At 71.5% G+C, this 13,301-nt stretch carries 13 protein-coding genes and 1 pseudogene; 9 read left to right on the top strand and 5 right to left on the bottom strand.

The window, feature by feature from the left end; all coding sequences use genetic code 11:
* The first annotated feature begins 151 nt into the window (after positions 1–151).
* The 6 genes from FL311_RS15205 to FL311_RS45090 all read left to right on the top strand — a co-directional run bounded on the left by FL311_RS15205 (position 152) and on the right by FL311_RS45090 (position 5,146).
* On the top strand, positions 152–817 hold the full coding sequence (locus FL311_RS15205; RefSeq protein ID WP_141325866.1) for a TetR/AcrR family transcriptional regulator: 666 nt from the start codon (positions 152–154) through the stop codon (positions 815–817).
* The gene (locus tag FL311_RS15200) at positions 814–1,611 is read left to right on the top strand and encodes a CoA transferase subunit A (RefSeq protein WP_141325865.1); all 798 of its coding nucleotides are present in this window, start codon (positions 814–816) and stop codon (positions 1,609–1,611) included. Before FL311_RS15205 ends, FL311_RS15200 begins: the two co-directional genes overlap by 4 nt.
* Complete coding sequence (locus FL311_RS15195) at positions 1,608–2,348, top strand: CoA-transferase subunit beta (protein WP_141325864.1); 741 nt, start codon at positions 1,608–1,610, stop codon at positions 2,346–2,348. The genes FL311_RS15200 and FL311_RS15195 overlap by 4 nt, the downstream gene beginning before the upstream one ends.
* A gap of 46 nt (positions 2,349–2,394) precedes the next feature.
* Positions 2,395–3,432, top strand: coding sequence for an alcohol dehydrogenase catalytic domain-containing protein (locus tag FL311_RS15190; protein WP_141325863.1), 1,038 nt, complete (start codon positions 2,395–2,397; stop codon positions 3,430–3,432).
* A 56-nt stretch (positions 3,433–3,488) separates the two neighbouring features.
* On the top strand, positions 3,489–4,751 hold the full coding sequence (locus FL311_RS15185; RefSeq protein ID WP_141325862.1) for a hydroxymethylglutaryl-CoA synthase family protein: 1,263 nt from the start codon (positions 3,489–3,491) through the stop codon (positions 4,749–4,751).
* A gap of 158 nt (positions 4,752–4,909) precedes the next feature.
* Entirely contained in the window at positions 4,910–5,146 is a 237-nt protein-coding gene (locus FL311_RS45090) for a hypothetical protein (RefSeq protein WP_228556888.1), read from the top strand.
* 38 nt (positions 5,147–5,184) lie between these two features.
* Here the strand turns inward: FL311_RS45090 and FL311_RS45945 are convergent.
* Positions 5,185–5,232 (bottom strand): annotated as a pseudogene (locus FL311_RS45945) (hypothetical protein); the annotation flags it as partial.
* A complete protein-coding gene (locus tag FL311_RS45080; RefSeq protein ID WP_228556887.1) occupies positions 5,229–5,411 on the bottom strand; it encodes a hypothetical protein in 183 nt (60 codons plus the stop codon). The pseudogene FL311_RS45945 and the gene FL311_RS45080, both read right to left, overlap by 4 nt.
* 303 nt (positions 5,412–5,714) lie before the next feature.
* Here FL311_RS45080 and FL311_RS15175 point away from each other — a divergent pair, with 303 nt between their 5' ends.
* Entirely contained in the window at positions 5,715–6,485 is a 771-nt protein-coding gene (locus FL311_RS15175) for a hypothetical protein (protein ID WP_141325861.1), read from the top strand.
* Between the two features lie 3 nt (positions 6,486–6,488).
* Here FL311_RS15175 and FL311_RS15170 read toward each other — a convergent pair whose 3' ends face one another.
* Both FL311_RS15170 and FL311_RS15165 read right to left on the bottom strand, forming a co-directional pair.
* Positions 6,489–8,972 (bottom strand): WD40 repeat domain-containing protein, encoded by a 2,484-nt coding sequence (locus FL311_RS15170; RefSeq protein WP_141325860.1) that lies wholly within the window; start codon positions 8,970–8,972, stop codon positions 6,489–6,491.
* A gap of 118 nt (positions 8,973–9,090) precedes the next feature.
* On the bottom strand, positions 9,091–9,720 hold the full coding sequence (locus FL311_RS15165) for a glutathione binding-like protein (protein WP_141325859.1): 630 nt from the start codon (positions 9,718–9,720) through the stop codon (positions 9,091–9,093).
* A gap of 104 nt (positions 9,721–9,824) precedes the next feature.
* Between FL311_RS15165 and FL311_RS15160 the strand changes: the two genes are divergently transcribed.
* Positions 9,825–10,778 (top strand): LysR family transcriptional regulator, encoded by a 954-nt coding sequence (locus FL311_RS15160; protein ID WP_141325858.1) that lies wholly within the window; start codon positions 9,825–9,827, stop codon positions 10,776–10,778.
* Here FL311_RS15160 and FL311_RS15155 read toward each other — a convergent pair.
* The gene (locus FL311_RS15155; RefSeq protein ID WP_141325857.1) at positions 10,761–11,873 is read right to left on the bottom strand and encodes a Gfo/Idh/MocA family protein; all 1,113 of its coding nucleotides are present in this window, start codon (positions 11,871–11,873) and stop codon (positions 10,761–10,763) included. The two genes, FL311_RS15160 and FL311_RS15155, sit on opposite strands and share 18 nt — an antisense overlap.
* Before the next feature lie 302 nt (positions 11,874–12,175).
* On the opposite strand from FL311_RS15155, the gene FL311_RS15150 reads away from it, so the two are divergent.
* Positions 12,176–13,300, top strand: a complete 1,125-nt coding sequence (locus FL311_RS15150; protein ID WP_141325856.1) for an NAD(P)-dependent alcohol dehydrogenase — start codon at positions 12,176–12,178, stop codon at positions 13,298–13,300.
* Position 13,301: the final 1 nt, after the last annotated feature.

Below are 13,301 nucleotides of genomic sequence, written 5' to 3'. Positions count from 1 at the left end.
CCCCAGCACTCCCCCAACCCCCTGAAACTCCTATGCGGGGCCCACGAACCCCGGCGCACGAGCGCGTTGACACCGCGCGTCGACCGGTGCTACCTACCGGTCGGTAGGTCGTGGCTCTGAAATCTTTACAGTCCCCCGTGACGAGGCACACGTGACGCATAGCGGACGGAAGCCGGATGAAGGCGAGCGCTACAAGGCCATCCTGGAGACGGCGGCGAGGCTCATCTGCGAGCGCGGCTACGAAGGCACCTCGATGCAGGAGATCGCCGCCGCGTGCCGGATGACGAAGGCGGGGCTCTACCACCACATCCAGAACAAGGAGCAGCTGCTCTTCGCCATCATGAACTACGGGATGGACCTGTTCGAGGAGCAGGTCCTCTCGCGCGTGCAGGACATCGCGGACCCGGTGGAGCGGCTGCGCGCGTGCATGCGCCACAACATCCTGCTGGTGACGCGCGGGTGGAGCAAGGAGGTCATCATCATCCTCCACGAGCACGCCACGCTCACCGGTGAGGCGCGCGCGTTCATCGACAGCCGCAAGAAGCGCTACGTCGACTTCCTGGAGGAGGCCTTCTCGCAGGCCGCGCAGCAGGGGCGCATCCGTCCCGTGGACCCGACCATCGGCGCGTTCTCGTTCCTGGGCATGGTGCTGTGGGTCTACAAGTGGTTCAAGCCCGACGGCCGCCTCTCGGATGAGCAGATCGCCGACGGCATGGTGGAGCTGCTCTTCCCGCCCATCGTCGCCGCCGCGGTGGATGGCCAGCCCGGGGTGTCCTCGCTGCGCATGGTGCCTCGCTCCGGAACGGAGGGGACGTGAAGACCGCGCGCTGGTGCTCGCTGGAAGACGCCGTCGCGTCCATCCCCGACGGCGCGTCGCTGGCCACGGGCGGCTTCATGCTCGGCCGCGCGCCCATGGCGCTGGTGATGGAGCTCATCGCCCAGGAGCGCCGGGGCCTGCGCCTCATCTCGCTGCCCAACCCGCTGCCCGCGGAGCTGCTCGTCGCGGGCGGCTGTCTGGCCCACCTGGACATCGCCTTCGGCGCGCTGAGCCTGGAGGGCCGCGTGCGCCCCATGCCCTGCATCAAGCGGGGAATCGAACAGGGCACCCTGTCGTGGCGCGAGCATGACGGCTACCGCGTCGTCCAGCGCCTGCGCGCCGCCTCCATGGGCCTGCCCTTCATCCCCGCGCCGGACGCGGATGTGTCGGGGCTCGCGCAGGCGGAGCCGCCGCGCACCGTGGTGGACCCGTTCACCGGTGAGAGCGTCCCGGTGGAGCCCGCGTACTTCCCGGACGTGGCGCTGATTCACGCGCGCGCCGCGGACGAGCGCGGCAACCTGTACATGGAAGACCCCACCACGGACCTGCTCGTGGCGGGCGCCGCGCGCCGGGTGATCGCCACCGTGGAGGAGCGCGTGACGAAGCTGCCTCGCGCCACCATCCCCGGCTTCCAGGTGGACCGCATCGTCCTGGCGCCCGGCGGCGCGCTGCCCACCGGCTGCGCGGGGCTGTATCCCCACGACGACGCGATGCTCGCGCGCTACCTGTCGCTCGCCGAGACGGGCCAGGAGGCGGAGTTCCTCGCCTCGCTGAAGACGCGGAGGGCGGCATGAGCGCGGCCCTGGACATCACCCCCGCGGAGACCGTGGTCTCCCTGCTCGCGCGGCAGATTGACGACGGCGCCGTGGTGGCCACGGGCGTGGCCTCGCCGCTGGCCATCCTCGCCATCGCCGTGGCCCGCGCCACGCACGCGCCGGGCCTGACGTACCTGGCCTGCGTGGGCTCGCTGGACCCGGACATCCCCTCGCTGCTCCCCTCCTCCGAGGACCTGGGCTACCTGGAGGGGCGCTCGGCGGAGATCACCATCCCCGACCTGTTCGACCACGCGCGCCGGGGCCGGGTGGACACCGTCTTCTTCGGCGCCGCCGAGGTCGATGCCACCGGCAGCACCAACATGACGGCGAGCGGCAGCCTGGAGCGCCCGCGCACCAAGTTCCCCGGCGTGGCCGGCGCCGCGACGCTGCGCCAGTGGGTCCACCGCCCCGTGTTGCTGGTGCCGCGACAGTCGCGCCGCAACCTGGTGCCCGAGGTGCAGGTGGCCACCACCCGGGACCCGCGCCGCGACGTGCGGCTCATCTCCGACCTGGGCGTCTTCGAGCTGGGCGCCTCCGGCGCGCGGCTGACGGCGCGCCACCCGTGGGCCTCGACCGAGGACATCGCCGAGCGCACGGGCTTCGACTTCACGGTGGACGACTCGCTCTCCATCACCCCGCTGCCGGACGCGCGCACCGTCGCCGCCATCCGCGCGCTGGACCCTCGCGGCCTGCGAGACCAGCTCGTCGGTCGCTGAATCCAGACATCCCTGTTTCGACTTTTGTGTCTCGCGGAGGTACGAGATGAAGGCCATTGTTCTGCGCAGTTTTGGTGAAGCCGGCAACTTGAAGCTGGAGGACGTCCCCGTGCCCGCACCGGGCAAGGGTGAGGTCTTGCTGCGGGTTCACGCTTGCGGGGTTTGTTATCACGATGTCATCAACCGTCGCGGCAACCTGCCTCGCACCCACGTGCCAGCGATTCTCGGCCACGAGGCCGCGGGTGAAGTCGTCGCGGTGGGGCCTGAGACACCGGGATGGAAGACAGGCGACCGGGCGGCGACGCTCCAGCGGATGTCTTGTGGCACCTGCGCGCTGTGTCGCAGCGGGCGCAACAGTCTGTGCAAGACGGACAACCGCTTCTTCGGCGAGGAGCTGCCGGGCGGGTATTCACAGTTCATGGTGGCGCCCGTCGCGGGGCTGGGCCGTGTGCCGTCGTCGCTCCCCTGGACGGAGGCCGCCACGGTGTGCTGCACCACGGGCACGGCGGTGCACACCCTGCGCACGCGCGGTCGCATCCGGGCGGGCGAAACAGTGCTCATCACCGGGGCCAGCGGCGGCGTGGGGATGTCCGCGGTGCAATTGGCCAAGCTGGACGGAGCGCGAGTCATTGCCGTGACGTCTGGCGAAGCCAAGGTGCAGCCCTTGCGGGCCGCCGGCGCGGATGAAGTCATCCTGTCTCGGGGCCTGGATTTCGCGGCGGAGGTGCGCAAGCGGACGCAGGGGCAAGGTGTCGACCTCGCGGTGGAAATCGTCGGCAGCGCCACGTTCGACCAGACGCTCAAGGCCATGGCTCCCGGCGGCCGGCTCGTCGTCGTGGGCAATCTGGAGTCGGGGCTCGTGCAAGTGAATCCCGGGCTCATTATCGTCAAGGAGCTGGAGATCATCGGTGCGTATGCCACGAATCAGGCCGAGCTCGATGAAGCACTCCGGCTGACGGCGACGGGCGGTGTGCGCCAATTCGTCACGGACACGGTTCCGCTGGAGGAAGCAGCGCGGGCGCATTTCCGACTGGAGAACCGCGAGGTGGCGGGCCGGTTGGTCTTGGTGCCGCCAGAGGCGTGAGCAGAAAAATCCTGCAAACCCAGACATCGACGCTCGAGTTGGAAATGAGGAACCCCATGCAGAGAAAAGTTGGAATCGAGGCCCTGGCGGTCGCGGTGCCCTCCCGGTACGTGGACATCGAGGACCTGGCGCGCGCCCGGAACGTGGACCCGGCGAAGTTCACCTCGGGGCTCGGCGCTCGGGAGATGGCCGTCACGGACCCGGGTGAGGACACGGTGGCGCTGGCCGCCACGGCGGCGGCGAGGCTCATCCGGCAGCAGGGCGTGGACCCGTCGCGCGTGGGAATGCTCGTGGTGGGCACGGAGACGGGCATCGACCACTCCAAGCCTGTCGCGTCCCACGTCCAGGGGCTGCTGAAGCTGCCGCGGACGATGCGCACGTATGACACGCAGCACGCCTGTTACGGCGGCACCGCGGGGCTGATGGCCGCGACGGAGTGGCTCGCCTCCGGCGCGGGGGCGGGCAAGGTCGCCATCGTGGTGTGCGCGGACATCGCCCGGTACGGCTTGAACACGGCGGGCGAGCCGACGCAGGGAGGCGGCGCGGTGGCGCTGCTGGTGTCCGAGCAGCCGGACCTGCTGGCCCTGGACGTGGGGCTCAACGGCACGTGCACCATGGATGTGTATGACTTCTGGCGGCCCATCGGCCGGCGGGAGGCCGTGGTGGACGGGCACTACTCCATCAGCTGCTATCTGGAGGCGCTGTCCGGCGCGTACCGGGGCTGGCGCGAGAAGGCGGTGGCGGCGGGGCTGGTGCGCTGGTCCGGCTCGCTGCCGGGTGAGCAACTGGCGCGCATCGCGTACCACGTGCCCTTCTGCAAGATGGCGCGCAAGGCGCATACGCAGCTGCGGCTGTGTGATTTGGAGGACGCGAAGGACTCGAAGGCCGGGACGCCGGAGGCTCGCGAGGAGCTGGCGAAGTCGGCCGCCAGCTATGACGCGCAGGTGGCCTCGTCGCTGGGGCTCAACGCGCGCATCGGCAATGTATATACGGCGTCGCTGTACCTGGCGCTCGCGGGGCTGCTGCACGGCGAGGGCGCGAAGCTCGCGAACCAGCGGATTGGACTCTTGTCCTACGGCAGCGGCTGCATGGCGGAGTTCTTCTCCGGCGTCGTCGGGGAGAAGGCCGCCGAGCGCATGGCGCGCGCGGACCTGGACACCGTCCTGGCCCGGCGCGAGCGCGTGCCCATCGAGGAGTACGAGCGGCTGATGAAGCTGGGCTCGGATGCGCCCGAGACGAAGGCTCCGCCCCCGGGCGCGTTCCGCCTCACGGAGATTCGCGACCACAAGCGCCTGTACGCCGAGGGCGGCGCGGCCTGAGGCTCAGGGGTCCGTCCCGCACTCAGCGGGACGGAGTGAGCCTGCGGACCCGCCACGGCTCCGCGCGGAGGACGAACGCGCGGGGCCACGTCCCCCGGGGACGGAGGGCCGCGTGTCGCGCTCCATGGCAACAAGGACAAGGAGAGCCCCACCCACAGGTGCGAGTGGTCCGCGACGAGCCCCGGGAACACGCTCCTACCCTTCACGTCGAGCACCTGGGCGCCGGCCGGTACCGGCACCTCGGCCGATGGCCCCACCGCGCGGAGCGTCTCGCCCTCGATGACCAGCGTCGCATCCTCGATGGGCGGGCCCCCATTGCCCTGCTGCGAGGAGAAAAGGAGCACCACCCGAGCCAGGGGTGGCGCGCCCCGGCGGCGCGGCTGGCGCTGGTGTAGGGCTCCAGGTACGTGCGGTCCCCCGTGAGCAGGAAGCCGCGCTGGCCCGTCTCCGCGTCCTTCAGCGCGGACAGGAGCGTCTTCATCCGCTCGACCACTTCCATCGTGTGGCGCACCAGCGCCGCCGCGTCCGCGTGGGACTCGAGCGAGCGGTACGACAGATGGCGAGCGCCGCGACGATGAAGCCCGCCAGGGTGCCGGTGGGCAGCAGCGGGCCGAAGCGCGTGGCCCTCGAGCGCGAGCCGTCCGGGGGAGGCGGAGTCATGACTCACGCCCTCCACGCGAGGAGGACTGTCCCTCCTGGGATACCATCCGACGGACCCGAGGTCCGCGCACACAGCACGGGAGAACACCTGTCATGGGAGCGCGCGTCCGGCAGCGGGGAACCACACGCGGGAGGCTCCCGTAACATGGCTCCGACGACGGCCCGCACCTCCGCCTCGCGCACGACGTCGGCTTTCGTACGTTGAGCGCGGACCTCGACCCGGAGTGCCGCACTTTCGATGCTCGCGGTCCCGGTCCGCCTCAGGGATCTCCCGCATCCGGACGGCTGGAATAGGCTGCGGGCATGCCGACGGACCTCACCCGCCTCCGAGTCTCGGGCTTCCGCTCCCTGCGGGAGGTCGAGCTGCGCCCAGGCGCCATCTGTGTCCTGGTGGACACCGAGGGGACGGCGACGCGCGACTTCGTCCACCTGTTCGAGCTGCTGCGGGCCCTGGCCGAAGGACAGCTCCAGCGGCACCTGAGGGAGGCAGGCGGCTCACCGGCCGCGCCCGGGGGGGAGTCCATCCGGTTGCAGCTGGGCCTGCGGACGGACGACTACGGCATCGAGCTGCGCCGGACGGGCACGGACTCGTGGCGGGTGTGCTGGGAGCTGGCGGACCTGCTCGTCGGGTTGGCCGCGCTGCTGGTGGACCCGGACCTGGACGCGCCTCGCGAGGAGTCCTCACTGGCGGAGCTGGCCCCCCAGGAGCCGTCGAGAGATCCCCCCGCGGGCACGAGCACCGACGACCTGGAGCGCTGGTACGTGGGCAACGTCCTGGAGAGCGTGCTGTGGGAGATGCGGTGCTTCCTGCGGGGCGTGCGAGTGGAGGGCCGGACGCCCCAGGACGTGGGGACGCTGGTGCTCATCCAGGCCCCCGACGCGGCCCCGCCGCCCGCCGCCATCTGGGACACCGTCCAGCGCGTGCGAGAGACCTCGCGCCATGCCCAGGTGCTGCTGTGCACGGCGTCGGAGTCGCTGGCCGAGGCGTTCGACCCCCGGGAGGTCCTCCGCGTGACGACGCATGACGGGAGCTCGCGGCTCGAGCTCCCGGACGCCGCGCTCAGGCCCCGGTGAGGCTCACGGCGCGAAGCGCCACACCCGCACGGCCACGTCGCCACCACCCGTGGCGATGAGGTCCTCCGCGGAGCGCCACGACACGGCGGCGACGCCCTCCTCGTGGAAGCCGATGACGTCCGCGGGGCTCTCGAACCGGGCCGTGTCCCAGACCAGGACCTGTCCAGCCAGGGTCCCTCCCACGAAGCGGCGCCCGTCCGGACTCCACGCGAGCGACAGCGGCCAGACGGGTGTGGAGGCCGACATGACGAGGCTGCCCGTGGCGACCTCGCGCACGAACAAGCCGACGCTGTTGCCCAGCACGAGCCGCGTCCCATCCGGGCTCAGCGCCGCGGCGCGGAACAGCTCCGCGCCATGCGCCCGGACGGTCGCCACCTCGCGGGTGGCGGGGTCCCAGATGGACCAGCCCACGTCCACGAAGGCGGCGACCAGCTGGCCCTGGGGCGTCCACTGCAGCGACAGGACCCGTCGCTCGCCCTCCGGGAAGCGGAACACCTCCGCGCCCGTGCCGACACGGAAGACGCGGATGACACCCCGCTCGGTGGGCAGACCCGGCGAGCTCGCCGCCGTGGCCAGCAGGGTTCCATCCGGGCTCAGGCCGACGTGGTCGATGGCCAGCGTCGCCGGTGACTGGGTGATGGGGAGCTGCGCGAGCGTCCCGTCCGCCGCGTTCCAGAGATGCACGAGGCCGTCATCGCCTCCCGACGCCAGTCGCGTTCCATCCGCGCTCCAGGCGAGCGCCCGCACCCGCTTCGCGCCGGGGCGGGTGAGCGTCCGCAACCACTCACCGCCGGGCCCCCACAGCTGGACCTTTCCCTCGCCTCCGCTGGACGCGAGCATCTCGCCCGTCGGACTCCACGCCACGGTCTCCACCGACAGGTCGTGCGCGAGCAGCTCGCTTCGGACCACCGTCGCCTTGTCCAGCTCCAGGGTGAAGACATCGAGGACCGACGTGGGCAGGTCATCCACCACCGCGAAGCGAGGCTCGGTGGGATGGAAGCTCAGTGCGTCGTAGCCCGTGGCGGTGCCCGTCGGCGGCGTCTGGCTGGCATCCACGAGCACGGTGCCCGCGGCCGCGTCCAGCACGAACAGCTTGCGCATCGGGTCTCCCACCGCGAGCCAGCGCCCGTTCGCGCTCCACTCCACCAGCGTCGCCCGGCTCCAGTCGCCCTTGTATGTGGACTCCAGGCGGTAGCCCGCGGTGAGGTAGACCCGCACCTCGCCCTCGAAGCCCACCGCGAAGCGCGTCCCGTCCGGACTCCACGCGAAGCCGCCGGGGATCTCCAAGAGCTCCTCGAGCGTCCGCGTCCCCACGCCGTGGAGCTCCACCCACTGCGAGAAGGCGCCGCCCCACCGGCCCGCCTCCATCGCGAGCCGCGAGCCGTCCGGGCTCCACGTCAGCGCACGCACGCGGTCCACCGCCGTCAGGGGCGCGCCCTCGCGCTCACCGGTGGCGGCGTCCCAGACATGGACCTCCTTGCTCGCGTTCGTCGCCGTGGCCAGGCGCGCGCCATCCGGGCTCCACGCGAGCGCCTCCACGGCCCCGCTCTGGACGGCCCAGGTGCGCAGCGTGGCGCCCGTCACCGCGTCCAGCAGGACCACGCGGCCCGTCGACAGCCCCGCGGCCAGCGTGTTGCCCTCCGGCTTCCACGCGAGCCCGACGAAGCGCGCGTCGTCCGGCGCGAAGATCATCCGCGTCACCGCGCCGCTCCGCGCGTCCCAGATGCGCAGCGGCCCGCCGCTCGAGGTCCCCTCCAACGCGGTGAGCCGCGTCCCGTCGGGGCTCCACTGCGGCGCCCCGGGCAGCCGCGCGCCCGAGCGCTGCCAGGCCAGCGCCGCGTCGGTCTCCGGCGCGAAGAGCGCGGTCACGAAGCGGTCGCCGTCGATGACGAGCTCGCAGCTTCGTGCCTTGCCCTGGCAAGGCGTCATCCCCAGCAGCCGCCACCCCTCCTCGGGCTCGGCCTCCACCGTCATGTGCGTCCCGGTGGCGAAGCGCGCGTCACACGCCTCCGAACAGTCGACCCCCACCGGCGTGCTCGTCACGCGCCCCTTCCCCACGACGCGAACCTGCAGCGCCCAGGTGCCCGCCGGCGAGGCGTCCCGGACGGTCAGCGTCACCGCGGGAGACCACTCGCCCGCGGTGCCATGGGAGTCCACCGCGCGGCAGCGGACCTGGAACGTCCCTTCCCGCTCGAAGGTCGCGACCACGCCGGACGGCGTGCCGCTCGGGACCTCCGGAGAGGTGACCAGGCTCGTCGTCCCGCCCCAGTCGAAGACATACGTCACGGCGTCGCCATCCGGGTCGGACGCGGTGCAGCGCATGGGCGTCGGCGCGCCGGGCTCCACCACCACCGTGTCGAGCTGGAGCCGGGCCACCCCGGGGGCACGGGAGGGATTGGGGGTGGGCGGCTGTCCGCCGGAGGAACAGGCGCCGAGCCACGAGACCAGCAGCAGCACGACGCACAGGGACACGGGACGTGAAGTCATGGGCTCTCACTCGCGCGTCCCGGCCCCCCAGATGCGCGTTGCGCCCATCCCTAATCCCAGGCCCCGCCCTTGTCAAAGCCTGTCGTCCCGGCGGCGGGGACCGGATTGCCCCCCGCGGCTACGTTTGCGCGGCCTTGCGCTCCGAATAGAGGGCCCACTCCTCCTTCACCGCCCTGGCGAAGTTCGGGCGCTCGCGCAGCCTCGCCACGTAGGCGCTCAGCGCGGGCCACTTCTTCAGGTCCAGCGGCGTGGCGCCACACCAGTTGAGGACGACGAAGAGATAGGCATCCGCCACGCTGAAGGCGTCGAGGAGGAACTCGCGCCCCGTCAGGTGATGCTCCACGACGTCGAGCCTCGCGGGCGCCTTCGCCAGCGCATACTCCTTCACGGCGTTCGGTGAGTTCAGGTCGAACACGGGCGCGAAGACCGTCTTGTGCAGCTCCGTGGCGATGAAGGACAGCCACCGCTGGAGCTGCTCGCGGCCCTGGGGGTCCACCGGGGCCAGCTTCGCGTCCGGCCAGCGGTGGGCGATGTACTGGAGGATGGCGGCGCTCTCGAAGAGCAGCGCCCCGTCCTCCTTGCGCAGCGCCGGGACGAGCGCCAGCGGATGGACCTCGCGATAGTCCTGTCCCTCCGCGGTCTGCTTCGTCTTGCGGTCCACCGGGATGAAGCGGACGTCCGCGCCGGCCTCGTAGAGGGAGATCCGGGTCGCGAGCGAGCAGGACATGGGCAGGAAATACAGTTGCATGGGCATACCTCCACGAGGCGGGGCTGGAGGCCCCTCGGGAACGCCCGCGACTCTGCCCCTCCCCACCCTATGCGTCCAACGCATCCTTGGCATAGGCTCGATGCATGGATGACATCGCTCCGCCTCCGAGCACCCGCCTGGACATCAAGGACCTGCGGGTGGTGATGGCGCTGGCCTCGGCCGGCACGACGGCGCAGGCCGCGTCCCTGCTCCACCTCACCCAGCCCGCCGTCAGCCGCGCCCTGCTCTCCGCGGAGGACAAGCTGGGGGCCACCCTGTTCGACCGCACGCCGCGCGGGCTCGTGCTCACGGACGCGGGGCGCCGGCTCGTCACCGGGGCCGGCAAGCTGCTCGTCGAGCTGGGAGAGCTGGAGCGCGAGGTGCGCACCCCCGCCACGCCGCCCGTCCGCCTGCGGCTGGTGTGCGAGTGCTACACGGCCTACCACTGGCTGCCATCCCTGCTGCTGGAGCTGCGCCGCTCCATCCCCCGGCTCACGGTGGACCTGGCGGTGGAGCACACGCTGTCCCCGCTCCCCGCGCTCGAGGCGGGCGACATCGACGTGGCGCTGCTCACCAACTCCCCGCTGCGCCGCTCCTCCACCTTCGAGGTGCGCCCGCTCTTCCACGACGAGCTGGTCTTCGTGGTCGCCCCGTCCCACCCCCTGGCGGCGCGCAAGACCTTCACCGCCGAGGACCTCAAGGCCCACACCCTGCTGACGTCCCACACCCCCAGGGCGCAGGACGTCTGGTTCGTGAATCAAATCTTCGGCCGGGAGCGCCCACGCCTGCGCGTCGAGCGCATCCCGCTCACGGAGGCCCTGCTGGACCTGGCGCGGGCGGGGCTCGGTGTCGCGGTGCTGTCGGAGTGGATCGTCGCGCCCCATCTCGCGCGCGGCGACCTGGTCCTGCGGCGGCTGGACACCGGGCCCCTGGAGCGGCCGTGGCGCATCGCCTGGCGGAGGGAGGCGGGGGACGCCGCCGCGCGCCTCGGGAAGGCGCTGCTCGGGCTGGCCCCCCAACGGGTCGCGGAGCTGGACGTGTCACTCCAGCGTGGGTGACGGCGCGTTCACCGGCTCGGGCGGTTCGAAGGCCGGACGGGTGATGAGCTGGTCGATGGACGGCCGCTCGCGGCGCTCGAAGGGCGGCAGCTTCACCGCGCGCCCCGTGCGCGCCGACTCCTGGAGCGCGACGACCACCCGCACGTCCGCCAGCCCCTCCCAGCCCGACGGCTCCGGCTCGCGCCCCTCCAGGATGCACCGCGAGAAGTAGAGCAGCTCCGGCGCGAACTGGTCCTGGTCCGCGAAGCTCCGCTCCTTTGTCTTCCCGTCCACGGTGAGGAAGTGCTTGCGCTCGGTGCCGTAGCCGAAGCCCGGCTCCACGCGCAGATCCCCCTTGGAGCCGACCACGCGGTAGCTGGAGACCTCCGACGCGGCGTGGCTGATGGCGAACTGCGCCAGCCGCCCGCCGGAGAAGCGCAGCAGCGCGAGCGCCGTGCCGTCCACGCCCTCGAAGCGCGCGTCCGGGTCCTCCTGCGTGAAGCAGACGACTTCCGTGGGCTCGGCGCCGAAGAGGTAGCGCGCGGCGTTGATGGGATAGGGCCCCTCGTCGAGCAGCGCCCCGCCGCCCACCTCCTGGCGCGTGCGGATGTCCCCCGGCCGCGCCTGCTGCGTCATCACCGCGGAGAAGAGCGACGGCTCGCCCAGCGTGCCCGCGCGCACCAGCTCGATGGCGCGCAGGTTCGCCTCCTCGAAGTGGAGCCGGTAGGCAATCATCAGCCGGACGTCGTTCTCGTCCGCGACGCGAATCATCGCCTCGCAGTCCTCCACCGTCGTCGCCATCGGCTTCTCGCACAGCACGTGCACGCCCACCCGCGCGGCGCGCTCGGTGAACTCGCGGTGCATCGTGTTGGGCAGGACGATGTAGGCGGCGTCCACGCGCGCGTCGCGGCACACCTGCTCGAAGTCCTCGTAGCCGGCGCACTCCACGCCGTACTGCTTCTTCAAGGCCGCGCGCTTCTCCCGGTCCGAGGAGAAGATGGCCACCAGCTCCGAGTTGTCCTTCGCGTTCTGGAACGCCGGGAGGATGGCCACCTGGGCCAGGTTGCCCGCTCCCACCACCGCATACCGGATTCGCCGCTCGCCTTGTCGGGCCATGGACACACGTCCTCCTCTGCGCGTCACGCTGGGCGCCCGGGCCGTGCGTCACAACCCCCGCAGGCACGGCGGCGGGCCCGCACGCGTGCAGGGCGAGCGACAGGGTTCGAGGAAACGAACCGCGCTGCCCAGGTGCGCGCCTCCGCGTCTGGGAGAAGGAGGCACCCGGCGCATGCCTGGAGGCTCGTCCGTCCCGGCGGGCGGGCCTGCCCGCGCTCCCTTCGAGGCACAGGGCAGGTTCCCCCGCCCTCCGGGCCATCCGTACCGTTGGCGGGTACCGAAAGCGACGGAGGACGAAGTCCATGAGCGAGCAAACCCAGGCCAGGGCCGCGGTCGTCTGGAAGAAGGGCGGTCCCTTCCAACTCGAGGACGTCACCATCGACGCGCCCCAGGCCGACGAGGTGCTCGTCCGGATGGTCGCCACCGGCATGTGTCACACGGACATGATCGTCCGGGACCAGTACTATCCGGTGCCCCTGCCCGCGGTGCTCGGACACGAGGGCGCGGGCATCGTCGAGCGCGTGGGCAGCCGGGTGACCAAGGTGGTGCCGGGCGACCACGTCGTCATGGCCTTCACCTTCTGCGGCAAGTGCGACCTGTGCCAGTCCGGGCACCCGGCCTACTGCCGCGAGTTCTTCGCGCGCAACATGGGCGGCGGGCGCATCGACGGCTCCACCGCCACGCAGAAGGAGGGCAAGCCGCTGCACGACCACTTCTTCGGTCAGTCCTCCTTCGGCACGCTGGCCATCGCCACCGAGCGAAACATCGTCAAGGTGCGCAAGGACGTGCCGCTGGAGCTGCTCGGACCGCTCGGCTGCGGCATCTCCACCGGCGCGGGCGCGGTGCTCAACTCGATGAAGGTCACCGCGGGGAGTTCGTTCGCGGCGTTCGGCTCCGGCGCGGTGGGCCTCTCCGCCATCATGGCCGCGAGGCTCGCGGGCGCCACCACCCTCATCGCCGTGGACACCAAGCCCCACCGGCTCAAGCTCGCGCTGGAGCTGGGCGCCACGCACGCGGTGAACGGCCAGGACGAGGACGCGGTGGAGTTCATCCGCCGCGTCACCGGCGGCAAGGGCGTGGACTTCACGCTCGAGTCCACCGGCCACCCCAAGGTGCTGCGGCAGGCCGTGGACGCGCTCGACATCCTGGGCACGTGCGGCGTCGTGGGCGCGCCCCCCATGGGCACCACCGCGAGCTTCGACGTGAATGACCTGATGGTGCCCGGCAAGAGCATCCGGGGCATCGTCGAGGGCGACAGCGTGCCGGACGTCTTCATCCCCCAGCTCATCGACCTCTACTCGCAGGGCAGGTTCCCGTTCGACAAGCTGGTGAAGTTCTACCCGCTGACGCAGATCAACGAGGCGGCCAAGGACTCCGAGAAGGGCGACACGCTCAAGCCCGTCATCCGGATGTCGCAGTCGAACTGAG

This window comes from Myxococcus sp. AB025B, assembly GCF_006518215.1.
Lineage (GTDB): Bacteria > Myxococcota > Myxococcia > Myxococcales > Myxococcaceae > Myxococcus > Myxococcus fulvus.
This window is presented reverse-complemented; position numbering and strand designations above follow the sequence as displayed.

Coding starts and splice junctions, on each gene's coding strand:
- FL311_RS15170 (WP_141325860.1), bottom strand. CDS start 8,972: ATGACTTCACGTCCCGTGTCCCTGTGCGTCGTGCTGCTGCTGGTCTCG.
- FL311_RS45080 (WP_228556887.1), bottom strand. CDS start 5,411: ATGACTCCGCCTCCCCCGGACGGCTCGCGCTCGAGGGCCACGCGCTTC.
- FL311_RS15195 (WP_141325864.1), top strand. CDS start 1,608: ATGAGCGCGGCCCTGGACATCACCCCCGCGGAGACCGTGGTCTCCCTG.
- FL311_RS15190 (WP_141325863.1), top strand. CDS start 2,395: ATGAAGGCCATTGTTCTGCGCAGTTTTGGTGAAGCCGGCAACTTGAAG.
- FL311_RS15165 (WP_141325859.1), bottom strand. CDS start 9,720: ATGCAACTGTATTTCCTGCCCATGTCCTGCTCGCTCGCGACCCGGATC.
- FL311_RS15185 (WP_141325862.1), top strand. CDS start 3,489: ATGCAGAGAAAAGTTGGAATCGAGGCCCTGGCGGTCGCGGTGCCCTCC.
- FL311_RS15155 (WP_141325857.1), bottom strand. CDS start 11,873: ATGGCCCGACAAGGCGAGCGGCGAATCCGGTATGCGGTGGTGGGAGCG.
- FL311_RS15150 (WP_141325856.1), top strand. CDS start 12,176: ATGAGCGAGCAAACCCAGGCCAGGGCCGCGGTCGTCTGGAAGAAGGGC.
- FL311_RS15175 (WP_141325861.1), top strand. CDS start 5,715: ATGCCGACGGACCTCACCCGCCTCCGAGTCTCGGGCTTCCGCTCCCTG.
- FL311_RS15160 (WP_141325858.1), top strand. CDS start 9,825: ATGGATGACATCGCTCCGCCTCCGAGCACCCGCCTGGACATCAAGGAC.